Origin of the sequence: Streptomyces sp. NPDC050759, assembly GCF_044456945.1 — a bacterium.
Taxonomy (GTDB): Bacteria; Actinomycetota; Actinomycetes; order Streptomycetales; family Streptomycetaceae; genus Streptomyces.
In genome coordinates, this window is the sequence record NZ_JBITGI010000029.1 from 24569 (window position 1) to 49094 (window position 24526).

20 protein-coding genes are annotated in these 24526 nt (G+C 70.4%); 9 read left to right on the forward strand and 11 right to left on the reverse strand.

Translation table 11 applies throughout. The annotated features are described in order from the left end of the window. The first annotated feature begins 201 nt into the window (after positions 1 to 201). The gene (locus tag ACIBJB_RS45340) at positions 202 to 759 is read left to right on the forward strand and encodes a glycoside hydrolase family 25 protein (protein ID WP_398940071.1); all 558 of its coding nucleotides are present in this window, start codon (positions 202 to 204) and stop codon (positions 757 to 759) included. Between the two features lie 27 nt (positions 760 to 786). Then, positions 787 to 1329, forward strand: a complete 543-nt coding sequence (locus ACIBJB_RS45345; RefSeq protein WP_398940024.1) for an MOSC domain-containing protein — start codon at positions 787 to 789, stop codon at positions 1327 to 1329. Positions 1330 to 1397: 68 nt separating this feature from the next. Here ACIBJB_RS45345 and ACIBJB_RS45350 read toward each other — a convergent pair whose 3' ends face one another. Further along, positions 1398 to 1616, reverse strand: a complete 219-nt coding sequence (locus ACIBJB_RS45350) for an EF-hand domain-containing protein (protein ID WP_020121116.1) — start codon at positions 1614 to 1616, stop codon at positions 1398 to 1400. Between the two features lie 116 nt (positions 1617 to 1732). Between ACIBJB_RS45350 and ACIBJB_RS45355 the strand changes: the two genes are divergently transcribed. Beyond that, positions 1733 to 2413, forward strand: coding sequence for a GNAT family N-acetyltransferase (locus ACIBJB_RS45355; protein ID WP_398940025.1), 681 nt, complete (start codon positions 1733 to 1735; stop codon positions 2411 to 2413). On the opposite strand, the gene ACIBJB_RS45360 is transcribed toward ACIBJB_RS45355, so the two are convergent. From ACIBJB_RS45360 to ACIBJB_RS45385, 6 genes are all read right to left on the reverse strand, one after another. Next, on the reverse strand, positions 2384 to 3595 hold the full coding sequence (locus tag ACIBJB_RS45360) for a hypothetical protein (RefSeq protein WP_398940026.1): 1212 nt from the start codon (positions 3593 to 3595) through the stop codon (positions 2384 to 2386). The genes ACIBJB_RS45355 and ACIBJB_RS45360 overlap by 30 nt on opposite strands. Then, positions 3595 to 4326, reverse strand: a complete 732-nt coding sequence (locus tag ACIBJB_RS45365; protein WP_398940027.1) for a polysaccharide deacetylase family protein — start codon at positions 4324 to 4326, stop codon at positions 3595 to 3597. The genes ACIBJB_RS45360 and ACIBJB_RS45365 overlap by 1 nt, the downstream gene beginning before the upstream one ends. 42 nt (positions 4327 to 4368) lie before the next feature. After that, positions 4369 to 4977, reverse strand: a complete 609-nt coding sequence (locus ACIBJB_RS45370; protein ID WP_398940072.1) for an ATP-binding protein — start codon at positions 4975 to 4977, stop codon at positions 4369 to 4371. A 157-nt stretch (positions 4978 to 5134) separates the two neighbouring features. Further along, the gene (locus ACIBJB_RS45375; RefSeq protein WP_398940028.1) at positions 5135 to 5902 is read right to left on the reverse strand and encodes an enoyl-CoA hydratase/isomerase family protein; all 768 of its coding nucleotides are present in this window, start codon (positions 5900 to 5902) and stop codon (positions 5135 to 5137) included. A 77-nt stretch (positions 5903 to 5979) separates the two neighbouring features. Then, positions 5980 to 7218 (reverse strand): Ig-like domain-containing protein, encoded by a 1239-nt coding sequence (locus tag ACIBJB_RS45380; protein WP_398940029.1) that lies wholly within the window; start codon positions 7216 to 7218, stop codon positions 5980 to 5982. A gap of 162 nt (positions 7219 to 7380) precedes the next feature. Continuing rightward, on the reverse strand, positions 7381 to 8559 hold the full coding sequence (locus ACIBJB_RS45385) for an Ig-like domain-containing protein (RefSeq protein ID WP_398940030.1): 1179 nt from the start codon (positions 8557 to 8559) through the stop codon (positions 7381 to 7383). A gap of 374 nt (positions 8560 to 8933) precedes the next feature. Between ACIBJB_RS45385 and glgX the strand changes: the two genes are divergently transcribed. Next, positions 8934 to 11171 carry a glycogen debranching protein GlgX gene (gene glgX / locus ACIBJB_RS45390; protein WP_398940031.1) on the forward strand — a complete coding sequence of 746 codons (2238 nt, stop codon included), beginning with the start codon at positions 8934 to 8936 and terminating at the stop codon, positions 11169 to 11171. Between the two features lie 28 nt (positions 11172 to 11199). On the opposite strand, the gene ACIBJB_RS45395 is transcribed toward glgX, so the two are convergent. From ACIBJB_RS45395 to ACIBJB_RS45410, 4 genes are read right to left on the reverse strand one after another with little or no spacing between them, the layout of a single operon-like run. After that, positions 11200 to 11838, reverse strand: a complete 639-nt coding sequence (locus ACIBJB_RS45395) for a response regulator (protein WP_398940032.1) — start codon at positions 11836 to 11838, stop codon at positions 11200 to 11202. Next, the gene (locus ACIBJB_RS45400) at positions 11828 to 13072 is read right to left on the reverse strand and encodes a sensor histidine kinase (protein WP_398940073.1); all 1245 of its coding nucleotides are present in this window, start codon (positions 13070 to 13072) and stop codon (positions 11828 to 11830) included. Before ACIBJB_RS45400 ends, ACIBJB_RS45395 begins: the two co-directional genes overlap by 11 nt. Positions 13073 to 13097: 25 nt before the next feature. Further along, positions 13098 to 13832 carry an ABC transporter permease gene (locus ACIBJB_RS45405; protein ID WP_398940033.1) on the reverse strand — a complete coding sequence of 245 codons (735 nt, stop codon included), beginning with the start codon at positions 13830 to 13832 and terminating at the stop codon, positions 13098 to 13100. After that, entirely contained in the window at positions 13829 to 14734 is a 906-nt protein-coding gene (locus ACIBJB_RS45410; protein ID WP_398940034.1) for an ABC transporter ATP-binding protein, read from the reverse strand. The genes ACIBJB_RS45405 and ACIBJB_RS45410 overlap by 4 nt, the downstream gene beginning before the upstream one ends. Before the next feature lie 183 nt (positions 14735 to 14917). Here ACIBJB_RS45410 and ACIBJB_RS45415 point away from each other — a divergent pair, with 183 nt between their 5' ends. The 5 genes from ACIBJB_RS45415 to ACIBJB_RS45435 all read left to right on the forward strand — a co-directional run bounded on the left by ACIBJB_RS45415 (position 14918) and on the right by ACIBJB_RS45435 (position 24334). Further along, positions 14918 to 16702 carry an ABC transporter ATP-binding protein gene (locus ACIBJB_RS45415; RefSeq protein ID WP_398940035.1) on the forward strand — a complete coding sequence of 595 codons (1785 nt, stop codon included), beginning with the start codon at positions 14918 to 14920 and terminating at the stop codon, positions 16700 to 16702. Further along, on the forward strand, positions 16699 to 18558 hold the full coding sequence (locus ACIBJB_RS45420; RefSeq protein WP_398940036.1) for an ABC transporter ATP-binding protein: 1860 nt from the start codon (positions 16699 to 16701) through the stop codon (positions 18556 to 18558). Before ACIBJB_RS45415 ends, ACIBJB_RS45420 begins: the two co-directional genes overlap by 4 nt. Positions 18559 to 18574: 16 nt before the next feature. Further along, positions 18575 to 20266, forward strand: coding sequence for an ABC transporter transmembrane domain-containing protein (locus ACIBJB_RS45425; RefSeq protein ID WP_398940037.1), 1692 nt, complete (start codon positions 18575 to 18577; stop codon positions 20264 to 20266). Beyond that, positions 20263 to 22041, forward strand: a complete 1779-nt coding sequence (locus tag ACIBJB_RS45430) for an ABC transporter ATP-binding protein (RefSeq protein WP_398940038.1) — start codon at positions 20263 to 20265, stop codon at positions 22039 to 22041. The genes ACIBJB_RS45425 and ACIBJB_RS45430 overlap by 4 nt, the downstream gene beginning before the upstream one ends. Before the next feature lie 235 nt (positions 22042 to 22276). Continuing rightward, positions 22277 to 24334, forward strand: coding sequence for a M4 family metallopeptidase (locus ACIBJB_RS45435; protein WP_398940039.1), 2058 nt, complete (start codon positions 22277 to 22279; stop codon positions 24332 to 24334). Positions 24335 to 24526: the final 192 nt, after the last annotated feature.

Here is a 24526-nt window from a genome sequence, read left to right on the forward strand (position 1 = left end):
CTGATTCTCGCCATGGCGGACGCATACGGCGTGTCCCGTGCAATCTCCTCCGTCGGCATCACGGACGGGGAGGTCGCCGCACGGCTGCCCCCGCCGGCGGCGCTGCCCGGACCGGCGCCCGCGCGCCGCCGTGGTTCCTCCGCCACCATGTGGGGCATCATCAACTCCCGTCCCCCGACCCACACTTCAGGGAGCCCCCACATGCTCCGCGGCATCGATGTCAGCGCCTACCAGTCGTCCACCTTCAGCACGGAGGGCCTCTCCTTCGTCTTCATCAAGGCGACGGAGGGCCGCTCCTACACCAACCCGAAACTCTCCGCCCAGACCAAGCACGCCCGCGACGCCGGACTGGTCGTCGGCTTCTACCACTTCCTCTGGCCCGGCAATCTCACCGCCCAGGCCGAGTACTTCGTCAAACACGCACCCGAGAAGGGCGGCGACATCCTCGCGGTCGACTGGGAGACGACGGGCGACGGCACCCACGCCAGCAACGCGGAGAAGGACAGCTTCATCCGCAAGGTGAAGCAGCTGCGGCCGAACAACCGGGTCGTCCTGTACTGCAACCGGCACTACTGGCTGGACGTGGACAACACGTCGTACGCCGGCGACGGCCTCTGGATCGCCGACTACGTCACGGCCGGCAAGCCCCGCATCAAGGCCAAGTGGCGCTTCCACCAGTACACCGACGACCCCGTGGACAAGAACGTCGCCGACTTCGCGAGCAAGGCGGCCCTGCGGGAGTGGGCGACCGACGCCTGACCGGCGCCCTGACCATAGGCTGTCCCCATGGGCGGGAAGATAGCTGCGGTCAGCAGCAACGGGACGTACTCCTTCACCAAGCCGAACCGCGAGAGCATCACGCTGCTCGCCGGGTTCGGCGTGGAGGGGGATGTGCATGGCGGAGCGACGGTCAAGCACCGTTCCCGGATGAAGAAGGACCCCTCGCAGCCGAACCTCCGGCAGGTGCACCTGATCCACGAGGAGTTGTTCGAGGAGCTCCGCGTGGCCGGGTTCGAGGTCGGCGCAGGGCAGCTCGGGGAGAACGTGACGACGCGGGGCGTCGACCTGCTGGGACTCTCGGTGGGGACGCTGCTGTATCTGGGCGACGAGGCCGTCGTCGAGGTGACCGGCCTGCGGAATCCGTGTGCGCAGATCGACGGCTTCCGCAAGGGCCTGCTGAAGGAGGTCGTCGGACGGGGTCCGGACGGGGGCGTCCGCTTCAGGTCCGGGATCATGGGTGTCGTCGCGGTGGGAGGCGTGGTGCGTCCCGGGGAAGCGATCGGGATCGAGCCGCCGGACGGACCGCACCGGCCGCTCCACATCGTGTGATCGCCCGGGGGCCGGGACCGGGCATGACGAAGGGGGCGCCCGTCGAGGCGCCCCCTTCACCGTCGGCCCTACTTGTTCAGGAAGGCCCAGAACTCGTCGAACGACAGGAGCTTGTCGCCGTTCAGATCGCGGCTCTTGATGATGGCCTCGGCGACCGACTCGGTCACGTTCCAGTCGCCGCCCTGGGCCAGGGCGGACTTGAACTCGGCGGCGGTGATGGTGCCGTCACCGTCCGCATCGATCCGCTCGAACTGCTTGCGTGCTTCCTCGATGTCGATGTGCGCCACCGGTCCGCCCCTTTTCTTGCCTTTGTCGTGTCCTGTTGGCTTACTGCCGCAGGTCAGATTAGCCGCCCGCCCCGGTCTCGGGTGCGGCGCCCACCCAGGACCCGAGGAGCGGTGTGATGGAGACCTTGCGGGACATTCTCGACGCGGCGGCCCGCGGTGTCTTCCCGCCGGCGGACGGCGGCACGACGGTCGTGCCGCAGGCGTGCCACCGGGACGCCGGCGTGCTGTCCTTCACGGCGCACTCGGTCGTCTTCACCGACGAGGACCCCGACTGGGTCCACGCCACTTTGCGCGGCCTGGACTGCGACGCGCTGGCCGCGACCATGAACCCGCGGTTCCTGACCGCCCTCCTGGACCGGACCGGGCGCAGGTCCGAGACCATCGACGCGATGCTGGTCGCCGACCCGCTGCCGGGCGGACCGCCGCTCGCGCTGCAGGAGATCGAGGACGCGAACCATCCCCGGATCGCCTACGCCCGCAGGCGGCGCGACGACATCCGGGCCTGGACGGCGCAGGGCGGGGTGCTGGTGACGGGGCGCGGGGTCGGCGGTCGCCTGGAGGTCTCGGTGGAGGTGGACGAGGACGTACGGCACCGGGGGCTTGGGCGTGCGCTGGTGACCGCGGCCAGGCATCTCGTCACGGAACCGCTGTGGGCCCAGGTCTCCCCGGGCAACGCCCGCAGCATGCGGGCGTTCCAGGCGGCCGGTTACCGTCCGGTGGGCGCGGAGGCGGTGCTGCTCGCCACGACCCCGCGCGTCCTCGGCGGCTCAGCGGAAGATGCCGGTGTGCCCGAGTGAGTACCGCCCCGGCTGCGGATACACGGCGAGTCCGTGCGGGCCGCTGCCGACCTTGACGCGGGCCAGCTGCGCGCCGGTGCGGGTGTCGATGGCGTAGACCTCGGAGTTGTAGCGGCCGGACAGCCACAGGACCTTGCCGTCGGCCGAGACGCCACCCATGTCGGGGCTGCCGCCGTCGGGGAGATGCCACTTCTTGGTGAGCTTGTTCCGGGTGAAGTCGAAGACGGAGACGGTCCCTTCGCCACGGTTGGAGACGTACATCTCGCGCGAGTCGCGGCTGACGTAGAGACCGTGGGTGCCCTTGCCGGTGGGCAGCAGCGTCGGCTCGCCGAACGTGTCGCCGTCCAGGACCCACATCCCGTCGGCCATCATGTCCGCGACGTAGAATCGCTTCCCGTCCGGCGAGACCTTGACGTCCTGCGGCATGGCTCCGTCGAAGGGGAGCTTCTGCTGCCCGATCACCTCCATCTTCTCGGTGTCGACCTTCAGCAGCTCACCGCTGAACTCGCAGGACACGATGAAGTACCTCCCGTCCAGGGAGAAGTCGGCGTGGTTGACGCCGTAGCAGCTGACCGGGACGGTCTTGACCCGCTCCATGGTGTGCGGGTCGCGGAAGACGAGTTCGCGGTCGAGGGAGGCCATCACCACCGCGTACCTGCCGTTCGGTGTGAAGTACAGGTTGTACGGGTCGTGCACCGGGACCGGCTCGCCCGCCTTCCCGGTCCTCGGGTCGATCGGCGTGAGGCTGTGCCCGCGGTCGTTGTTGACCCAGAGGGTCTTCAGGTCCCAGGAGGGCACGACGTGCTGGGGCTGCCGCCCCACATGGATCGTCTCGATGACCTCGTACGTCTTCGGGTCGATGACGGAGACCGTGTCCGACTCGGTGTTGGGCACATAGACCCGCGACGGGAAGTCCTTGACCACCGGTGACAGCCTGTTGGGCCGGTCGGCCGCGTACACGTCCTTCGGATCGAGGACCGGTGGCATCCCGGGCAGCCCCTGGTCCAGTTTCTGCACCGGCTTCCGCACCGGTTTGACCGGGGCGGGGACGGCCGCCTTGGTGCCCAGGCCCTGGTCCGGCCCGTCCTTGGACCCGGTGCCGCAGGCGGCGAGGGCGACGCACGCGGCGCCCGCGATCAGGGCGCTCTTCACGAGGTGGCGCTTCATGGGTGTGGGGCGCATCAGCTGAACAGCTCCGTGGTGGTCACCGCGGCCAGGCCGCGCCGGTCGAGTTCTTCCAGTACGACGGGGAGGGCGGCGAGCGTGTCGGCGTACCCGAAGTGCAGGCTCACCACGGATCCTTCGCGGATCTCGGCGAGAACCTTGCGGGCGACGACGGGGGCGCCGGGCGAGGTGAAGTCGAGGGAGTCGACGTCGTAGGAGAGGACGTGGGGGTAGCCGGCCTCCTGGGCCAGCCGCGTGACGAGGGGGGTGGCGACGGGCGTGCGGGAGGGCCGGAACCAGGTCCCGATCGACCCGGTGAGCCGCTTCAGCCGCTCCGCGCACCCGGTGATCTCTTCTCGGGCCTCGGTCTCGGACATCGCGTTGATGTCGAGGTGGCGGAGGGTGTGGTTGCCGAGGTCGTGGCCGCCGTCGAGAATCCGGCGGGCGAGGTCGGGGTGGGCGTCGAGCCAGGTGCCCACGGCGAGGACGGTGACCCGGGCACCGTACTTCTCGGCTTCGGTGAGCAGGGTACGGGCGGTCGCGGGATCACCGTCACCGTGAAAGGTGAGGGCGACCCGGGGGCGGTCGCGGGGGCCGTGGGTGAGCTGGGCGGGGAGAGCGGGGGCTGCGCCGGCGGAACGGACTGGAGGGGCGGCGGCACCACTGCTGCTCGCACATCCCGCGGCCAACGCCAGCCCGGCGGTGGCGAGCAGCACTGCCCGACGATCGGTAGCGGTCACCCGCCCCATTTAAGGGGTTATGTCAGAGAATGACGCTGATCGACCCACCGACTACCTGTCAGCCACCCGCATCTCGAACCAGGTGGTCTTCCCACGAGGCAGCAGGTCCACGCCCCACCGGTCCGAGAGCTTGTCCACGAGGAACAGCCCCCGCCCGCTGACATCCATCTCCTGCACCGGCATCAGACAGGGCAGCCCCCGGGACGGATCCCGCACCTCTATCCGGATCCACCCCCGGCGACGCCGCATTCTGAGACCGAACACCCGCGCCCCCGTATGCCGCACCGCGTTCCCCACCAGCTCGGACACGAGTAACACCGCGTCCTCGGCCATCTTCGGAGTGAGCCCCCAGTGCCGAAGAACGATCACCTGGGTCAGGCGCCGCGCGGCCGCCGCGGACTCCGGCCTGGACGGCAACGGAACCTCGGCCTCCGTGGGATTCCCGAACAGTTCGAGCGCCTTCAGTGCGTGCTCGTCCTCGACCGCCGGAGACCAGCGCGCCGCCGTCGTACGGCCGTCTCCCCGCGGCTGTTCGAAACCCTCCAGCCCCGCCATGCCCCCATCATGGCCGCCCCCAGCGCCCTCCGGGGCCGTTCCTGACGAATACGCCCCCCGGAATGCGTCGTTCCGACGGGGTCGATCGGCATATGCCAGCGGCAGTTCGGTGTCTTCGGCAGCCCTGCTGACCTGCGGCGGAGGCTCACTGGGAGGCAATCGACCGACTCCCTCGACAAGGCAGACTTAAGGTTGCGTTAAGGCTCCCATAAACCGCCCCATCGAGGGACCCGGATCAGACACCGCGTCAATTGCAAGCGGTTCAGAGGAATTTCGCCTTGCCGGGGCCCTCCTCGACGAAGCTCTTCATGCCGCGTTCGCGGTCCTCCGTGGCGAACAGACCGGCGAACCAGTTCCGTTCCACCGCGAGGCCCGTCTCGATGTCGGTCTCCAGCCCCGTGTCGATCGACTCCTTCGCCGCGCGCAGGGCGATCGCCGGCCCCTGCGCGAGCCTGGCCGCCCAGGCGTGCGCCTCGGCGTACACCTCGTCGGCGGGCACCACCCGGTCCACGAGGCCCAGGGTCAGCGCCTCGTCGGCCTTGACCATACGACCCGTGAAGATCAGGTCCTTCGCCTTGGACGGGCCGACCAGCCGAGCCAGCCGCTGGGTGCCGCCCGCGCCGGGGATCAGGCCGAGCAGGATCTCCGGCTGCCCCAGCTTGGCGTTCTCCGCGGCGATCCGGAAGTCCGCGCACAGCGCGAGTTCGCAGCCGCCGCCGAGCGCGTAGCCGGTGACGGCCGCGACGACGGGCTTGGGGATGCGGGCCACGGCCGTGAACGCGTCCTGGAGGGCGCGGGCGCGAAGGATCATCGCGGCGTGATCCATGTTCTGCATCTCCTTGATGTCCGCGCCCGCCGCGAACACCTTCTCCCCGCCGTACAGGATCACGGCGCGCACGTCCTCGCGCCGGGTCGCCTCCTCGGCGAGCTCCTTCAACCGGTCCTGGGTGGCCACGTCCAGCGCATTCATGGGCGGGCGGTCGAGACGGATGGTGCCGACACCTTCGGCGACTTCGAGATTCACGGTCATGCCAGCAGGTTAACGAAGGCTAACCGCGATGGCCCCGGTGCAGTACCTCACACCGGGGCCATTGATCGTCGTACGGACTACGCCTTCCACTTCTCCCACGACATGTTCCAGCCGTTGAGGCCGTTGTCCGGGGCGACCGTCGCGTCGTCGGAGTTCTGGACCACGACCACGTCACCGATCAGCGAGTGGTTGAAGAACCAGGCGGCCGGCACACCGCTGTCGTAACCGCCCTTGACGTCACGCAGGCCCACGCAGCCGTGGCTGGCGTTGTAGTTGCCGAAGGCGTCGCCGCCCCAGTAGTTGCCGTGGATGAAGGTGCCGGAGTCGGTCAGCCGGGAGGCGTGCGGGACGTCCTTGATGTCGTACTCGCCGCCGTAGCCGACGGTGTCGCCGTTCATCCGGGTCACCGCGAGCTTCTCGCTGATGACCATCTGGCCGTTCCAGGTGTCGTAACCCGGCTTGCCGGTGGTCACCTTGAGGGTCTTGATGGTCTTCCCGTCCTGGGTGACCTTCATCGTGTGCTTCTTGGCGTCCACGACGGAGACCTGGTTGCGGCCGACGGTGAAGGAGACGGTCTTGTCCTGCTTGCCGTAGACGCCGTCGCGGCCCTCGACCCCGTTCAGGTTGAGGTCGACGGTGACCTTGGTGCCTTCCTTCCAGTACTGCTCGGGACGGAAGTCCAGGCGGTCGTTGCCGAACCAGTGGCCCTCGACGTCGACCGCGGGCGAGGTCTTGATGGTGATGGCCTTCTCGACGTCCGCGGGGCTGGTGATGCCCCGGGTGAAGCGGATGGAGAACGGCATTCCGACGCCGACCGTCGAACCGTCCTCGGGCGTGAACGTGCCGGTGAAGGTGTTCTTCGGGGTCAGGGTGGTGAAGCGGGAGTCCTCGGCCGCCGTACGGCCCTTGGCGTCCTTCGCGACCGCGTGCACGGTGTAGGCGGTGCCGGAGGCGAGGTGGGTGGACGGCGTCCAGGAGGCGCCGTCGCCGGATATCTTCCCTGCTATCGCGGTGCCCTTGGCATCCTTGACCTGGACCTCGGTCAACTTGCCCTGGGTGGCACCGACCTTGAGCGCGCCGCTGGTGTCGACTGACTTCGCCCCGTCCTTCGGGGTGATGGAGACGACCGCCTCGGACTGCTTGGTCTCGGTGGCGGACGAGTCGCCCTTCTCGGCCTTGGCGTCACCGGAACCGGAATCTCCCCCGCCGCATGCGGTGACGGCCAGCAGCAGAACGCCGAGTATCAGCGCCAGCAGCCCCTTGGTCCCGCGCCCCCGCGCGTCAACCGACGCCCCCGATATCGGTCGCACGTTCAAGTCTTTCTCCCCTCGAAGGGCCTGGTCAGGCCCGCTCCCCAACGCGTTCCACGAACGCGTCGGCGAATATTAACCGCAGAGTTTTGAGCATCGTGTGAGCCCAAGGTCACCATTCCGTCCCAACTTCAACGGAAAGTTGGGCCGACCCGCCCCCCTGTCGGGTTACTTCACCGCACTGCCCGCCTTCCACTCCTTCCATCCCATATTCCAGCCGCCGAGGCCATTGTCGGGAGCGACCTTTTTGTCATTGCTGTGGACGACCTCGACGACGTCCCCGACCAGGCTGCGGTCGAAGAACCAACCCGCGGGCGTGTCCGAGCTGCCGCCCTTCACGTCCCTGAGGCCCACACAGCCGTGGCTGACATTGACCCTGCCGGGCGCGGTGGGCGCCCAGTAGTTGCCGTGCACGAAGGTGCCGGAGTCGGTCAGACGCAGGGCGTGCGGGACGTCGGGGATGTCGTACTCGCCGCCGAAGCCGACCGTGCGGCTGTTCATACGGGTCACTTCGAGCATCTCGGTGACGACCATCTTGCCGTTGTACGTGGTCGTCTTCGGGGCGCCCGCGGTGACCGGCACGGTGGCGAGCAGTTCACCGTCCCGTCTGACCTGCATGGTGTGGCGGGCGGCGTCGACGAGGGAGACCTGGCTGCGGCCCACTGTGAAGGAGAAGGTCCGGTCCTGGAGGCCGTAGACGCCGGACGCCCCTTCCACGTCACGGAGTTCGAGCGCGACCGTCACGCGGGTGCCGGGTCTCCAGTAGTGCTCGGGGCGGAAGTCGAGGCGGCCGCCGCCGAACCAGTGCGGGCGGATCTCGACGGGCGGCTTCGAGGTGACGTGTACGGCGCGTTCGACGGCGGCGCGGTGCTCGATCTCCCGGTTGAACTCCAGGGAGACGATCATCCCGGTGCCGACTGTGGAGCGGTTCTCGGGGCTGACGTACCCGATGAAACGTTCCTCGGGGACGTAGGTGGTGAACGTCGTGTGCCGGGCCGAGCGGCGGCCGTGGGCGTCGAGCGCGACCGCGTCGACGGTGTACTCGGCGGCCAGCGCCAGCTGTGCCTCGTCGGGTTCCCAGCGCAGGCCGTCCTCGGAGATGCGCCCGGGCACCGGGACGTCCTGCGCGTCCTGGGACTTGACGACGGTGACCGACTCGAGGCGGCCGCTGGGGACCCGGACCCGCAGCCGCTCCTCGGGCGGCACGCCCTTGGTGCCGTCGTCGGGCGCGACCCTGATCACGTCCTCGGGCGCGGGAGGCTTCCCGAATCCGCCGACACCGCCGATCCCGCCACCCCCGTCCGCCGTACAGCCGGCGACCCCGGCCAGCAGTCCTGCCCATGTCATGACGGCGGCCAGAACGGCCCCCGCGCGCCGAGCGCGCCCTTGTCGATGCCTCACACCCAGCCCAACGACCGGGCCCACCCTGGGGAAACGTGAGGTCGGTGGCCGCAGGCACGTGCACCCCTTTGGCGCTACGGCAACACGAACGCGCCCTTGGGGGCGCGGGGAACTGCGCGGCAAACCCCCCACCGTCCCGCAGCCGCCCCACAACCTGACCTGGCAGATCCTCGAACATCCGGCCCAAGCAAGCGCAGCGAAACGTGAGTGCGAGGCACGCGCTGGGCAGAACAGTGGGGAGAACGACGCGAGGGGGTGTCGCGGCCGGGACGCCGTGCGCCCTTTTCCGCGTTGCTCCATGAGCCGTGGGAGGCCGACCGGTGTCCAGCGCAGCCGAGCAGGAGGCGGTGACCGAAGCCGCCGAGGAGCGCCCCGCCGCGCTGGTGAACGGCGCGCAGCGCAAGGTGCCCGCCGTGCCGGTGTGGCCCGGTGCGCCGACACCGCTGGGCGCCCGGTTCCGGGTCGGCCCGGACGGGGTGGCGGGAACCAACTTCGCGCTGTGGGCGGGCGGGGCGGAGGCGGTCGAGCTGTGTCTGTTCGACGCGGACGGCAAGGAGACCCGGGCCCGGCTCACCGAGCTCACCCACGAGATCTGGCACGGCTTCGTGCCCGGTGTCATGCCCGGCCAGCGCTACGGCTTCCGGGTGCACGGCCGCTGGGACCCGTGGACCGGCGGCCGCTGGAACCCGGCGAAGCTGCTCCTCGACCCGTACGCCCGCGCGGTGGACGGCGACTTCAGCCTGCCGCCCGAGGTGTACGGCCATGTCCGCGACTGGCCCCAGCAGCAGGTCGCGGACACCGTACGGGACGACCGGGACTCGGCGCCGTACGTCCCGAAGGGCGTGGTCGTCCACGATGACGACGACTGGGCCGAGGACCGCCGTCCGAAGACCCCGTGGGCGGACTCGGTGATCTACGAGGTGCATGTGCGGGGGTTCACCGCGCTGCACCCCGGCATCCCCGAGGAACTGCGCGGGACGTACGCCGGGCTGGCGCACCCGGCGGCGATCGAGCACCTTGTGAAGCTGGGTGTCACGGCCGTCGAGCTGCTCCCCGTCCACCAGTTCGCGCACGAGGACCATCTGCTGCGGCGCGGTCTCAAGAACTACTGGGGCTACAACTCCATCGGCTACTTCGCGCCCCACGCGGCCTACGCCGCCTCCGGCACGACGGGCCAGCAGGTCGGCGAGTTCAAGCGCATGGTGCGCGCGCTGCACGAGGCCGGGATCGAGGTCATCCTCGACGTGGTCTACAACCACACCGCGGAGGCGGGCGAGCTGGGGCCCACGCTGTCCCTGAAGGGCATCGACAACCGGGGGTACTACCGGTTGCAGTCCGACGCCCGGCGCTACGCGGACTACACCGGCTGCGGCAACACCCTGCACGTGGTCCAGCCGCACGTCCTGAGGCTGATCACCGACTCGCTGCGCTACTGGGTGACGGAGATGGGCGTGGACGGCTTCCGCTTCGATCTGGCCGCCGCGCTGGCCCGTTCCATGCACGACGTCGACATGCTGTCCCCGTTCCTCGCGGTCATCGCCCAGGACCCGGTGCTGCGGCGCGTGAAGCTGATCGCCGAGCCCTGGGACGTGGGCTCCGGGGGCTATCAGGTGGGCGCCTTCCCGCCCCTGTGGACGGAGTGGAACGACCGCTACCGCAACGCCGTACGCGACTTCTGGCGGGGGGCACTGCCGGACGTACGGGACCTGGGCTACCGCCTGTCCGGCTCCAGCGACCTGTACGCCTGGGGCGGGCGCCGGCCGTACGCCTCGGTCAACTTCATCACCGCGCACGACGGTTTCACCCTGCGGGACCTGGTGTCGTACGAGCGGAAGCACAACGAGGCGAACGGCGAGGGCAACCGGGACGGCACGGACGACAACCGGGCGTGGAACTGCGGGACGGAGGGGGAGACGGACGACGAGCGGGTACGGGCGCTCAGGCGGCGGCAGCTCAGGAACCTGCTCACCACGCTGCTGCTGTCGACGGGTGTGCCGATGCTGGTCGCGGGCGACGAGCTGGGTCGCACCCAGCGCGGCAACAACAACGCGTACTGCCAGGACAACGAGATCAGCTGGGTGGACTGGGGTCTGCTGGAGGACCCCGGCTGGAAGGCCCTGTTCGACCTCACCGCCCGGCTGATCGAACTACGTCACCGGCACCCGGTGCTCAGGCGCCGGGCGTTCTTCTCGGGGCGGGCCCACTCCGCGGACGGCCTGCGCGACCTGGCCTGGTTCACGGCTCGCGGCACGGAGATGACGGAGCGGGACTGGTACGCCCCCGCCGCCACGCTCGGCATGTATCTGTCGGGGCGGGACATCCCCGGCCGGGACGAGCGCGGCGCGCCGATCGTGGACGACAGCTTCCTCGCCGTCCTGCACGCCGGGGACCGGCCGGCGAGCTTCCTGCTGCCGGGGCCGCCGTGGGCGGAGCGGTACGAGGTGGTCGTCGACACGTCGAGGGAGGAGCAGGAGGAGGCGCCGGCCGTGGTGCACCGGGCAGGGGCGTCGATCACGGTCCCGGCGCGGGCGGTGCTGCTGCTGCGGGTGGCCGGGTGAGACGACAGGACCGCGCCGGCCTGCCCGGCTAGCCGAGGATGCCCCGCTGGTACGCCGTAGCGACCGCCGCCGCGCGGTCCTTGACGCCCAACTTGGCGTACAGGTGGGTGAGATGGGTCTTCACGGTCGCCTCGCTGATGAACAGCTCGCGGGCGATCTCGCGGTTGGGGGTGCCTTTGGCGACCAGGGCCAGCACCTCGCGCTCACGGGCGGAGAGCGGTTCGTTGCCGGGGGCCCTGGGGGCGCGCACCGCGGAGACCAGGCGGGAGGCGACGGCCGGGGAGAGAACCGTACGGCCTTCCGCCGCGGCCCGCACGGCCGTGAACAGCTCGTCGCGCGGGGCGTCCTTGAGGAGGTAGCCGGTCGCCCCCGCCTCGATGGCGGGCAGGGTGTCGGAGTCCGTGTCGTACGTCGTCAGCACGAGGACCTTCGCGCGGGCCCGTGCGCGGGTCAGCTCGCGGATGGCGTCCACCCCGCCCCCGCCCGGCATCCGCAGGTCCATCAGGATCACGTCGGGATCGAGAGCGGTCGCCCGCTCGACGGCCTCGACGCCGTCGGACGCCTCGCCGAGGACGGTGAAGCCGGGCGCGGATGCGAACATGCCGCGCAGACCGTCCCGTACGACGGGATGGTCGTCGACGATCAGCACCGAGATGTCACCGGTCATGGCGGACCAACGGTACGCGAGCCGACAGCGCGGTGCCGTGGCCCGGTTCGGACTCGACGGTGAGGGAGCCCGCGATGCGTTCGGCGCGGGCCCGCATGCCGTCGAGTCCGAAGCCGCCGGTGCGGGAGCGGGGCGGAACGGCGAGGGGGTCGAAGCCGACTCCGTCGTCGCGGATGTCGAGGATGACCTCGTCGCCCAGGAAGGTCAGGGTGACGCCGAGGCGGCCGGCCCGGGCGTGCCGGGAGGCGTTGGAGAGGGCTTCCTGGGCGATCCGCAGGAGGGTGGCCGAGACCTCGTCGTGAAGCTGCTCGGTGGTTCCGGCGACGGTGAACTCGGCGCGGATTCCGGTGCGTTCGCCCCAGTCGGCGACCGTGTTCGTCAGGGCCTGGGGCAGCCCGTCGTGCTCCAGTGCGACGGGGGCGAGGTTGTGCACCGAGCGGCGGGCCTCGCCGAGGCTGTGCCGGGCGAGGTCCATGGCCCGGTGAACGTGCTCGCGGGCCTGGTTCTCGTCGGGTGTGTTCGCGACCACCTGGAGCTGGGCGATGATGCCGGTCAGGCCCTGGGCGAGGGTGTCGTGGATCTCGGCGGCCAGCCGCCGGCGTTCGTCGGACACGCCCGCCTCCCGTGCCTGGACGAGGAGTTGGGCGTGAAGGGCGGCGTTCTCGTCGAGCGCCGCCCGCAGCGCCTCGATGGTCTCGGCCCGTTCCCGGGAGCGCTGTTCCTCCTGCTCGGTGATGTGGGCGACGAACGCCTGGAGGGCGAAGTTGACGACCAGGAGCCCGGCGAATCCGAGCCACTGCGCTGTGCTGCTCACGGGCAGTCCGCCGACCTGCGCGCCCGCCACGATGACCGTGCTCGCGAGCAGTCCGAGCCGCCGCCACATGCCGGGAATCAGCTCGTCGGCGTCCATGTAACCGGTGGCGGCGTAGAACGCGAAGAACGGGTTGATCCAGGTGAGGACGAAGGCGATCGCCCAGCGGACGACGTAGTACACCGTCCCGGCCGGGGAGGGGCTGCGGCCGCGGTGGGCGCGGCGGTGCCGGGTGCCGTGCCACCACAGCTGGAGCACGACCGCGGCGGCGACCAGGGCCCCGGCGGTGTACCACTCGACGGGGCCGTCCATGAGGTCCGCAGAGGCGAGCGCGAGGACGGCGCTGACGCCGAGCAGTGCGAACGGCCCCCAGATGTGCAGCTGTTCCAGCCGCCGCTCGAGCTGTGTGTCCGCCACGGTCATGTCCTCAGTCTGCACGGCCCGTCTCCTACTCCCACCGGAACCAGCGCGACGCGGCAGCCGTGAGCAGCACCGTCCAGGCGACGAGCACGCCCAGGTGGGTCCAGCCCGGCCAGTCGCCGGCCGCGGCCCGGTTCAGTGCCTCGGCGGCCGCGCCGAACGGGGTGTACCCGACGATCCGGGCGAGGACGTCCGGCATGGTCTGCACCGGCGCCCACACGCCCGCGCAGAACATCGAAGGGAAGAACACGGCGGACCCGATGGCACCGGCGATCTTCGTCGTCCGGGACAGCGCGGAGATCACCGCGCCCAGCGCGAGGGCGACCAGCACGGCCAGCACCAGGGCCAGCAGATAACCGGGCAGCTGCTCGGGCAGTCGTACGGCGAAGGCGAACCGTCCGACGAGGAGGGCCAGCAGCGCGGATGCCAGGGCGGCGCCGCCGTAGACGGTCATCTGCGCGGTGAGCAGGGCGGTCGGGCGGACCGGGGTGGTGGACATGCGGCGCAGGATGCCGCGTTCGCGGTAGCCGGTGAGGGTCTGCGGCATGGACTGCAGGCCGCTGACGATCAGACCGAGGAGCACGGCCACCGGGACGTAGACGTCGATGGTCCTGAGGCCGCCGAGGTCGGCCTCGTGATTCCGGAACGACGGGATCGAGCCGAGGATCACCAGGAGCAGGGTCGGGAACAGCAGGATCCAGAAGAGGGCGCCGGGTTCGCGGCGGAAGAGTCGGACCTCGGTCCGCAGTACGGCGGTGTTCATGCCGTGGCCTCCTGGGTCAGGTCGAGGAAGGCGTCGTCGAGCGTGGCGTCGACGACGCGGAGCTGGTGGGCGGTGACGTGCCGGCGGGCGAGCAGGGTGATCACGGCGTTCACGGTCTCGTCGGTGCCGGACAGGGTGAGACGGCCGTCCCGGTCCTCGATCGAGGCGAGGGCGGGCAGCGTGTTCAGGTCGTGGGCGTCCAGCGGGGCGGACGGGGTGAAACTGATGACGGTGGCGCCCGCCGAGCGGTGGATGAGGCCCGCCGGGGTGTCCAGGGCGGCGACCCGGCCCTTGTCGATCACGGCGATCCGGTCGCAGAGCCGCTGCGCCTCCTCCATGAAGTGGGTGACGAGCAGGACGGTGACGCCGTTCGCGCGGATGTCCTCGATGAGCTCCCAGGTGTCGCGGCGGGCCCGCGGATCGAGGCCGGTGGTCAGCTCGTCCAGGACGACGACCCGGGGGTTGCCGACGAGGGCGAGCGCGATGAACAGGCGCTGTTTCTGGCCTCCGGAGAGCTTGCCGAACCGGGTGGTGAGCTTCTGGGTGAGCCCCAGGCGCTCGGCGAGCGGCCGCCAGTCGAGCGGCTTGTCGTGGAACGCGGTGTACAGCTCCAGGGCCTCGCGGACGGTGAGCTTGGCCTGGAGCTCGCTCTCCTGGAGCTGGGCGCCGAGAACGCGGGCCACACGCGCGTGGTCGGCGACGGGGTCGAGACCGGTGACCCGCACGCGGCCCGCGTCGGGGATCCGCAGACCCTCGACGCACTCGACGGTGGTGGTCTTCCCGGCGCCGTTCGGGCCAAGAATTCCAAAAATCTCGCCCTCCTCGACGGCGAAGGAGACACCGTCGACGACGGCCCGGCCGCCGTAGGACTTGTGCAGTTCGCTGACTTCGATGACGGACATGGCATCAGCGTCCCGGCACGGGCCCCTCCGCCACATCGCCCGTCACGCTCGACCCGGCATCAACCGATCGGCGGATGCGGCCGTACGACCCCTCGAACATGCAGGTCGTAGGACCAGCGGCCGATTCCGGTCCGGCCAAAACTAGGTGGGCGTTGTCAGTGCCGGTCCGTAGGCTCGCGGTTGATGTCCCTCACACATGCAACCACCGAGAACCGATCAGCCGTAAGGACCCTGCTGCGCCTGTGGCCGTATGTCCGGCCGGCCCGCGCGCGGCTGGCCACCGCCGCGTTCGTGGCGATCCTCGCCTCCTGTACGGGGCTGGTGATCCCCCTCGTCCTGAAGTGGATGGTGGACGGCCCGGTCGCCGACGGAGACACGGCGGGCGTATGGCTCGGGGCGCTGTACCTGCTGCTGCTCGGGTTCGCGGAGGCACTGCTGTTCGGACTGCGGCGATGGCTGGTGGCGAGACCGCTCTCTCACGTCGAGGCGGAGATGCGGGCGGGTCTGTACCGGCACCTCCAGCGCCTCCCGGTGTCCTTCCACGACCGCTGGGCATCCGGCCAACTGCTGTCCCGGGCCACCACGGACCTCATGCTCCTGCGCATGTTCCTCGCCTTCCCGCTGACGTTCTTGCTGGTCAACAGCGTGACGATCATCGTCGGCGTGATCATCATGCTGCTCCAGGACTGGACGCTCGGGCTGGTGATCCTGGGTCCGGCCATCCCCGTGATGATCACGTGCATGGTCTTCGAGAAGCGGTACCACCGGGTGGCGCGGCTCGCCCAGGACCAGGTCGGCGACCTCACGACGGTCGTCGAGGAGAGCGTGCTCGGCATCCGGATCATCAAGGGCTTCGGCCGACACCGTTCCCAGGCGCGGGCCTTCCGCGAACTGTCCGGGAAGTTGCGCGGAACCGAGCTGCGCAAGGCGGGGCTGCTGGCCACGATCTGGGGCGTCATCACCACCCTCCCCGAGGTGGCCATCGGGGCCGCGCTGGTTCTGGGCTGCGTGCAGGTGGCCGACGGGGACTTGTCGGCGGGCACGTTGGTGGCCTTCCTGTCCACGGCACTTGCGCTCAGGTGGCCGGTGGAATCGATCGGCTTCCTGCTGGCGATGACCCAGGAGGCGGCGACGGCGACGGAGCGCTATTTCGAGGTGATCAATGAAGTGCCGGAACAGGAGACCTACTCAAGCGGCGCGACCAGCCCCCACAAACCCGCAGCCGACGACGAAGGCCTCCGGTTCCACAACGTCCGTTTCCGCTACCCCGACGCCCCCGAGGACTCCCCACCCATCCTCGACCGCATAGACCTCCACATCCGCCCCGGCGAATCCATGGCCCTGGTCGGCACGACGGGCAGCGGCAAGACGACTCTCACCGCCCTCGTCCCCCGCCTCCACGAGGTGACCTCCGGCCACATCACCCTGGACGGCGAGGACATCACCGCCATGTCCAGAGAAGAGCTGCGCTCGAAAGTCGCCGTCGCCTTCGAGGAACCCACCCTCTTCTCGGCCAGCGTCAAGGACAACGTCCTGCTGGGCATGGACGAAGAGGAACTGGACCGCGCCCTGTCCGTAGCGCAGGCGGACTTCGCACACGCCCTCCCCCACGGCACCGACACCCAGGTCGGCGAACAGGGCCTCAGCCTCTCCGGCGGCCAGCGCCAACGCCTCGCCCTCGCCCGGGCCGTGGTCGGCAAGCCCAGATTCCTCGTCCTCGACGACCCCCTGTCCGCGCTGGACGTGCACACCGAGGCCGCCGTGGAGGCCGCGCTGCGCGACGTCCTCGCGGACACCACCGCGCTCATCGTGGCCCACCGCCCCTCGACCGTGCTGCTCGCCGACCGCGTCGCGCTGCTGTCCGAGGGCCGTATCACCGCCGTGGGCACCCACCACGAACTGCTGCGCACGAACGCCGAGTACGCGCACCTCATGTCCGGTACCGGGGAAGCGGAGGACGACCGATGACGGCCCCCACCACCAACGTCCCCACGGCGGACGACGAACCGGAACTCCCCCGGCACCAGGACACGGCGGACGCCTTCGACCGCGACCGGCTGCCCACTCCGCCGCGCGCCACCTCCCTCCTGCTGCGCTCCCTGCTCGCCCCGATGAAAGCGCGGGTCACCCTCACCACGTTCCTGCTGCTGCTCCAGCAGGCGGCCGTCCAGGCGGGCCCCCTGCTGGTCGCGTACGCCATCGACCGCGCGGTTCCGGCGTTCCGGGACCACGACAACGGCCCGCTGATCGCGGTCGGCGCCGGCTATCTGCTGTCCGCGCTGGCCGCCGGCGGGCTCCAGTACGCGTTCATCCTGATCTCCGCCCGCGTCAACCAGGACGTGCTGCTCGATCTGCGCGGCCGGATCTTCCGGCACGCGCAGGCGCTGAGCATCGACTTCCACGAGCGCTACACCTCGGGCCGGCTCATCTCCCGGTCGACGACGGACGTGGAGTCGCTGCGCGAACTGCTCAATGAGGGCCTGCAGGAACTCGTCACCGTCATCCTGTCCTTCCTGTACATCTCCGCCCTGCTGCTCTGGCTGGATCTCGCTCTCGGCGCCGTAGCGGTGGCGTCCTTCGTGCCGCTGTACCTGCTCGTGCGGGGCTACCGGCGGCGCGCGGGCCGGGTGTACCGGAAGCGGTCGACCGCCATCGCCGCCGTGATCGTCAAGTTCGTGGAGACGATGAACGGCATCCGGCCGGTGCGCGCGTTCCGCCGCGAGGCCGCCAACGACGCCGACTTCGCCGTACTGAACAAGCGGCACGAGCGGGTCAACGGCGACGCGCTGCTTGAGATGGCCCGCTATGTCGTCAGTTCCCGGCTGGTCGCCAACACGGCCGTCGCGGGGATCGTGCTGTGGGGCGCGTACCGGGTGGCGCAGGACTCGCTGGAGCTGGGTGTGCTGGCGGCGGCGGTGCTGTATCTGCGGCGGCTGTACGACCCGATCGACCGGCTCGGGATGTTCCTGAACTCCTACCAGTCGGCGGCGGCCTCCCTGGAGAAGATCGCGGGCCTGCTCGCCCAGACCCCGACCGTGCCCGAGCCGTCGACGCCCAAGCAGCTCCCGGCCCTCGAGTCGCGGCACCCGGGCCGCGAGGTCGTCTTCGACGGCGTCCGCTTCGCCTACCGCACCGGCGGCGAGGTCCTTCCCCGCTTCGACCTCACCCTGCCCGCCGGGCAGACGGTCGCGGTGGTCGGCTCGACCGGCGCCGGAAAGTCGACGCTCGCCAAACTCCTCGCCCGTTTCTACGACCCCTCGGACGGCCGCGTCCTCCTGGACGGCGTGGACCTTCGCGAGCTCGCCGTGCCCGAACTGCGGCGTGGGGTGGTCATGGTGACGCAGGAGGCGTTCCTGTTCTCCGGCACGGTCGCCGAGAACATCGCGATCGGCCGCCCGGACGCGACCCGCGAGGACATCGAGCAGGCAGCGAAGGCGATCGGCGCGCACGACTTCATCAGCGCCCTGCCCGACGGCTACGACACGGACGTACGCAAGCGCGGCGGCCGTATCTCGGCGGGTCAGCGCCAACTCGTGGCGTTCGCGCGGGCGTTGCTCGCCGATCCGGCGGTGCTGATCCTGGACGAGGCGACCAGCTCGCTCGACATCCCCGGCGAGCGCGCCGTGCAGCGCGCGATGGCGACGGTCCTGAAGGGCCGTACGGCCGTGGTGATCGCGCACCGGCTGTCGACCGTGGAGATCGCCGACCGGGTGCTGGTCATGGAGCACGGCAGGATCGTCGAGGACGGCACACCGGCCGAACTCGTCGCGGGCACGGGCCGGTTCGCGGATCTGCACCGGGCCTGGCGGGACAGCCTGGCGTGAATCGACAGGGGGACAGGTGATCGACGCGTACGAGGACCCCGGCACGCCCGACGTCCGGGGCGGCTGGCGGTACCTGTGGTGGCTGGTCCGCTGCCAGCCCGGGCGGTCCGTGGCCGGGGCGCTGCTGGGCAGCTCCTGGATGGTGCTGCTCGCGGCGACGCCGTATCTGATGGCGAAGGCGATCGACGAGGGCCTGGAACCGGGCGACTGGGCGGCGCTCGCCGGCTGGAGTTTCGCGCTGTTCGCGGTCGGCTCCTTCAACGCCTGGCTGAGCATCATGCGGCACCGCACGATGACCCGGGTGCGGATGGACGCCAACTTCCGCACGGTCAAGGTGGTCGTCGGACAGGCGGTCCGCCTCGGCGCCGCCCTCGCGCGCCGGACCGGGGCCGGGGAGGTCGTCACGATCGGCGTGGGCGACGTGCAGACGATCGCGGGCGCCCTGACGGTCGTCGGCCCCGGCGTCGGCGCGTGTGTCGCCTATCTGACGGTGGCCGCCCTGCTGGTCTCGGTCTCCCCGATGCTCGCGGCCGTGGTCCTCCTCGGCATCCCGGCGATCGTCCTCCTCGTGGGCCCCTTCCTGTCCCGCCTCCAGGGCGCCGAGACGGAGTACCGCGACCGCCAGGGCGTCCTCACCTCCCGTATCGCCGACCTCGCGGGCGGTCTGCGCGTCCTCAACGGCCTCGGCGGCAAGGGCCTGGTGGCCGACGCCTTCCACCGCGACAGCCGGCACCTGCAAGCCCAGGGCTACCGGGTCGGCGCGGTCACCAGCTGGGTCCAGGCCCTCGGCGTGGGCCTGCCCACCCTGTTCCTCGCCGTGGTCACCTGGCTCGCGGCCCGCCTGGCCGCCCAAGGGGACATCACCGTGGGTGAGTTGGTGGCGGTGTACGGCTATGTCGCCGTCCTGGTGGGCCCGGTGGCGTTCTGGGTGGAGTGCGGATACCAGCTCAGCCGGGGTGTGGTGGCGGCGCGGAGAGTCGTACGGTTCCTGCGCCTGGAGCCGATGGAGGACCGGGGCACGCGAGATGCTCCCGCGGAGCCCTCGGTACTGCACGACCCGGAGTCGGGCGTACGCATCCTGCCGGGCCGCCTGACGGCACTGGCCTGCGCGAGGCCCGCGGACACGGCGACGGTTCTGGACCGCCTGGCCCGGTACACCGCGTCGCGGGCGACCTGGGCCGGAGTCCCCCTGGACGAGATCCGGCTGCCCCAGATCAGAGAGCACATCCTGCTGGCGGACCACGAGGCGGACCTGTTCGCGGGCACACTGCGCGATGTGATCATGGGCGCGGACTCCGACCCCGCGGCCGCCCTACACGCAGCCGTGGCGGACGACATCGTTCAAGCTCTCCCCGACGGCCTCGACTCACCGATGGACGCCCAGGCCCGCAACCTCTCCGGGGGCCAACGCCAGCGCATCCGACTGGTAAGGGCCCTGCTCGCCGACCCGGAAATCCTCCTGGCCATCGAACCCACCTCCGCCCTGGACGCCCACACGGAAGCCCTCGTGGCCAAGCGCCTGCGCGAGACCAGGGAAGGCCGCACCACAGCCGTCACCACCACTTCCCCCCTCGTCCTCGACCACGCCGACACGGTCCTCTACCTGGTCGACGGCAAACTCGCGGCGACCGGCACCCACCAGCAACTCCTCACCGAGGAACCGGGATACCGCGCCCTGGTCGCCCGAGACGCGGAGGTCATGAAGTGAGCCAGGGCCACCTCCCGGTCGCCGACCAGGCCACCGTACGGCGCGCGTCCGTCCGGCTGATCCGCAAGGACACCCGCGCCTTCACCGCCGTACTCGCCCTGAACGCACTCGCCGCCCTCACCGGCCTCGCCGGACCGTGGCTGCTGGGCCGGATCATCGACGAGGTGCGCGCCGGTGCGGGCGTGGCCGCGGTGGACCGGCTCTCCCTCGTCCTCGTGGGGTGCGCGAGCACCCAGCTCCTCCTGGCCCGGTGGGCCCGCTACGTCGGCCACCGCTTCGGCGAACGCACCCTGGCCCGCGTCCGCGAGGAGTTCGTGGAGCGCACCCTGGCCCTGCCCGCCTCCGTCGTGGAGCGCGCCGGCACCGGCGACCTCACCGCCCGGGGCACCGCGGACGTCGCGACCGTCGGCACCACACTCCGCGACGCGGGACCCGAACTCCTCATCAACAGCGTGCAGTTCCTGTTCCTGCTCGTCGCGGTCTTTTTCCTGAACCCGCTCCTGGGCGCGGTCGGCGTGTTCGGTCTGCTGCCCATCTGGTTCGTCCTGCGCTGGTATCTGCGGCGGGCGAGGGACGGCTATCTGGCCGAGGGCGCCGCCACCTCCGACGTCGCCGAGATCCTCGCGGCCACCGCGTCCGGCGCCCGCACGGTCGAGGCACTCCGACTCGAGGAGCGGCGCGTCCGGGCGAGCCGGGACGCCCTCGACACGTCCCGCCGCACCCGCCTCTACACCCTCTACCTGCGCAGTGTGTTCTTCCCTGTGGTGGAGGTGGCGTACCTCCTGCCCGTGGCCGGTGTGCTCCTGGTCGGCGAGGTGCTGCACGCGCAGGACATGCTGAGCCTGGGGTCGGTCGTCGCGGCTGCCCTGTATCTGCGTCAGATGGCCACCCCCCTCGACGAGATCCTGATGCGGATCGAGCAACTCCAGTCCAGCGGCGCCTCGTTCGCCCGCGTTGAGGGACTCGCCGCGGCCCCGCGGACCTCCGCCGCGACCTCCCCCGCCCCCGCCGACGACCGCATCGACGTCACCTCGGTGCACTACTCCTACGGCCGCGGCGTCGAGGTCCTGCACGGTGTCGACCTGACCGTGCGGCCCGGTGAACGCCTGGCCGTCGTGGGCCCGTCCGGCGCCGGGAAGACCACCCTGAGCAGGCTGCTCGCGGGTGTCGACGCGCCGACTTCCGGGTCGGTCACCGTCGGCGGGGTCCCCGTCGTCGGTCTCGACCCCGAGCTGCTGCGCCGGCAGGTCGTCCTGGTCACCCAGGAGCACCATGTCTTCCTGGGCACGGTCCGCGACAACCTCCTCATCGCCGAACCCGGTGCCGGGGACGAGGAGTTGTGGGCCGCCCTGACCGCCGTGGGAGCCGACGGCTGGGTGCGGGAGCTGCCCGAGGGGCTCGACACCGCGCTCGGCGAGGACGGTTGCCGTACGGACGGTTCGCAGGCGCAGCAACTCGCCCTGGCCCGGGTGGTGTTGGCGGACCCGCACACCCTGATCCTCGACGAGGCGACCGCGCTTCTCGATCCCACGACCGCGCGGCACACCGAGCGCGCCCTGGCCGCCGTACTCGAAGGACGCACGGTGATCGCGATCGCGCACCGGCTGCACACCGCGCACGACGCGGACCGGGTGGCGGTGATGGAGAACGGCCTGCTGACCGAGCTCGGTACGCATGAGGAGCTGGTGGCGGCGGACGGGGCCTACGCGGCGCTGTGGGGGTCGTGGCACGGGGACCGGCCCCCGTTGTCCGGCCAGGGTGGAAAGTCCGTATAGCGAACATGAACTCCCGGACAACGAACGATTTCCGGCCAACTTCCTGACGCGCTCCTGACAGTACGGGCTTTCCGGTGCCAGGCTTCCCACGGCCGCTTCACAGCAACCTCACAGATCTCTCGCTGTGTTCTGATCCGCGGCCTCCGCACCTCGTTCCGCGTACCGCCCGGACGGTCGACCCACCGTCCGGTCTCCCCAGGCCGCGCGATCCGCGGCCGCGCAGAAGGAGTCAGTGTTGAGAGACAGTTCCTCCCACAGACGCACCCCCCGCACCCCCCACCCCCTGCACCGCAAGGCCGCTGCCGTGGCCCTCGTCGGTGTCTCGGCCCTGATCGCCGCGGCCGTCCAGTCGGGCGCCGCCACCGCAGCCCCGGCGAAGGCACCGTCGGCCGCGGGCAAGGTGATCCCGGGCGCCGAGTCCCTCAAGCTCACCCCCGCCCAGCGCGCCGAGCTGATACGCGAGGCCAACGCCACCAAGGCGGACACCGCCAAGGACCTCGGCCTGGGCGCCAAGGAGAAGCTGGTCGTCCGTGACGTCGTCAAGGACGGCGACGGCACGCTCCACACCCGCTACGAGCGCACCTACGACGGGCTGCCCGTCCTCGGCGGCGACCTGGTCGTGGAGACCGCGAAGTCCGGGGCGACCGAGGGTGTCGTGAAGGCGACGAACAAGACCATCAAGGTCGCCTCCGTGACGCCGAAGGTGACCGCCGCCACGGCCTCGGCCCAGGCCCTGAAGGCCGCGCAGGCCGCCGGCGCCGACAAGGCCGACACCAACCGCGCCCCGCGCAAGGTCATCTGGGCCGGCAACGGCACACCGACCCTGGCGTACGAGACGGTCGTCGGCGGTCTCCAGGAGGACGGCACACCGAACGAGCTGCACGTCGTCACCGACGCGGCGACCGGCGCGAAGCTCTACGAGTACCAGGCCATCGAGAACGGCACCGGCAACACCATGTACAGCGGCACGGTCACCCTCGGCACCACCCAGTCCGGGTCGACGTACAACCTGACCGACGGGGCGCGCGGCGGCCACAAGACGTACAACCTCAACCGCGGCACCTCCGGCACGGGCACCCTCTTCTCGGGCCCCGACGACATCTGGGGCAACGGCAGCGCCTCCAACACGGAGACCGCGGGCGCCGACGCGCACTACGGCGCCGCGCTCACCTGGGACTACTACAAGAACGTGCAGGGGCGTTCGGGTATCCGCGGTGACGGCGTAGGGGCGTACTCCCGGGTCCACTACGGCAACAACTACGTCAACGCGTTCTGGTCGGACAGCTGCTTCTGCATGACGTACGGCGACGGCTCGGGCAACACCCACCCGCTGACGTCGATCGACGTGGCCGGTCACGAGATGACCCACGGTGTCACGTCGAACACCGCGGGACTCAACTACTCGGGCGAGTCCGGCGGGCTGAACGAGGCGACCTCCGACATCTTCGGCACGGCCGTCGAGTTCTACGCCAACAACTCCTCCGACGTCGGTGACTACCTCATCGGCGAGGAGATCGACATCAACGGCGACGGCAGCCCGCTGCGCTACATGGACCAGCCGAGCAAGGACGGCGCGTCGTACAACAACTGGACCTCCGGCATCGGATCGGCCGACGTGCACTACTCGTCCGGGCCCGCGAACCACTTCTTCTACCTCCTGTCCGAGGGCAGCGGCGCCAAGACCATCAACGGCGTCAGCTACAACTCGCCCACCGCGGACGGCCTTCCGGTCACCGGCATCGGCCGCGACAAGGCGGAGAAGATCTGGTTCCGCGCACTGACCACGAAGTTCACGACCACGACCAACTACGCGGCCGCCCGCACCGGCACCCTCGCAGCGGCGGGTGAGCTGTACGGCACGACGAGCGCCGAGTACACGGCCGTGGCGAACGCCTGGGCGGGCGTGGCGGTCGGCTCGCGTCCCGGCGGTGGCGGCGGTGGCGGCACCTCGTTCGAGTCGACCACCGACGTGTCGATTCCGGACAACGGGGCGGCGGTCAACTCGCCGATCACCGTGTCCGGCCGGACGGGTAACGCGCCCTCGAACCTCGCGGTCGCGGTCGACATCGTGCACACCTACATCGGTGACCTCCGGGTGCAGCTGATCGCCCCGGACGGTACGGCGTACACGCTGAAGGCGTACGGCACCGGCGGCAGCACCGACAACCTCAACACCACGTACACGGTCAACGCCTCCTCCGAGGTCGCCAACGGCACCTGGCAGTTGCGGGTGCAGGACAACGCGGCCCAGGACACCGGCTACATCAACAGCTGGAAGCTCACCTTCCCGTAGACCGGCACGATCGACAGGACCGACAGACAGGGCGCCGCCCCGGTGGTTCAACTCCCCGGGGCGGCGCCCTCGTTCACGTTCCTGAAACATTTACTGGACAGTCGCTTTCCGGCCAACATCACCTCAAGGTCATGACATGTACGCGCCCTTGATGTCACTCTTCCCTCACCCGCCGCACAACTTCACATCCAC

Bases quoted from the DNA above. Each gene is read 5' to 3' on its own strand.
- ACIBJB_RS45340 (WP_398940071.1), top strand. From the start codon at position 202: ATGCTCCGCGGCATCGATGTCAGCGCCTACCAGTCGTCCACCTTCAGC.
- ACIBJB_RS45345 (WP_398940024.1), top strand. From the start codon at position 787: ATGGGCGGGAAGATAGCTGCGGTCAGCAGCAACGGGACGTACTCCTTC.
- ACIBJB_RS45355 (WP_398940025.1), top strand. From the start codon at position 1,733: ATGGAGACCTTGCGGGACATTCTCGACGCGGCGGCCCGCGGTGTCTTC.
- ACIBJB_RS45360 (WP_398940026.1), bottom strand. From the start codon at position 3,595: ATGCGCCCCACACCCATGAAGCGCCACCTCGTGAAGAGCGCCCTGATC.
- ACIBJB_RS45365 (WP_398940027.1), bottom strand. From the start codon at position 4,326: ATGGGGCGGGTGACCGCTACCGATCGTCGGGCAGTGCTGCTCGCCACC.
- ACIBJB_RS45375 (WP_398940028.1), bottom strand. From the start codon at position 5,902: ATGACCGTGAATCTCGAAGTCGCCGAAGGTGTCGGCACCATCCGTCTC.
- ACIBJB_RS45385 (WP_398940030.1), bottom strand. From the start codon at position 8,559: ATGACATGGGCAGGACTGCTGGCCGGGGTCGCCGGCTGTACGGCGGAC.
- ACIBJB_RS45395 (WP_398940032.1), bottom strand. From the start codon at position 11,838: ATGACCGGTGACATCTCGGTGCTGATCGTCGACGACCATCCCGTCGTA.
- ACIBJB_RS45400 (WP_398940073.1), bottom strand. From the start codon at position 13,072: ATGACCGTGGCGGACACACAGCTCGAGCGGCGGCTGGAACAGCTGCAC.
- ACIBJB_RS45405 (WP_398940033.1), bottom strand. From the start codon at position 13,832: ATGAACACCGCCGTACTGCGGACCGAGGTCCGACTCTTCCGCCGCGAA.
- ACIBJB_RS45410 (WP_398940034.1), bottom strand. From the start codon at position 14,734: ATGTCCGTCATCGAAGTCAGCGAACTGCACAAGTCCTACGGCGGCCGG.
- ACIBJB_RS45415 (WP_398940035.1), top strand. From the start codon at position 14,918: ATGTCCCTCACACATGCAACCACCGAGAACCGATCAGCCGTAAGGACC.
- ACIBJB_RS45420 (WP_398940036.1), top strand. From the start codon at position 16,699: ATGACGGCCCCCACCACCAACGTCCCCACGGCGGACGACGAACCGGAA.